This window comes from Rahnella sp. RFA10(1/100), from assembly GCF_004195115.1.
In the GTDB taxonomy this organism is placed as follows: domain Bacteria; phylum Pseudomonadota; class Gammaproteobacteria; order Enterobacterales; family Enterobacteriaceae; genus Rahnella; species Rahnella perminowiae.
The window spans coordinates 1-465 of record NZ_SEWR01000028.1; the positions used below are offsets into that span (position 1 = coordinate 1).

Genomic DNA, 465 nt, shown 5'->3' on the forward strand with positions numbered 1-465 from the left:
GACATATCGCTGAGGAACCGGTAATCCCGGTGGAGCGCGTCGGTGAGGCGGTGGCGTTTATGGCCGGTTTACCGCTCGACACTAACGTGCTGACCATGACCGTAATGGCGAGCGCCATGCCGCTGGTCGGGCGCGGTTAGTTTTCAGATCCGCATATAAAAAACGGCCCAAACAGGGCCGTTTTGCATTTCAGTGTACGGATTACGCTGCTTTGGTTTTGCGTTTCCGGCCAAGCCAGAAAATCAGCACCAGCAGAACAATCACGCCAGCCACCATTGCAGGAGCCATAAACGGTTGCAGTTTCGCCAGTAATGTCACCGGACCGCCTGCACGTAACACCGCGACATCATGTGCGCTGACCTGAATGGCCGCATTGCCGTAGTTTTTCAGCACGTAGTTGGAGATGTCAGCAATCTGCTGATCATCTAACTGACCGACATACGAGCCCACGAGACCTATCTACAT

At 54.4% G+C, this 465-nt stretch carries 1 pseudogene; it reads right to left on the reverse strand.

Annotation, left to right across the window (positions count from 1 at the left end):
- Positions 1 to 201: 201 nt before the first annotated feature.
- Positions 202 to 447: pseudogene (locus tag ETV65_RS24770) on the reverse strand (cytochrome c); the annotation flags it as partial.
- Positions 448 to 465: the final 18 nt, after the last annotated feature.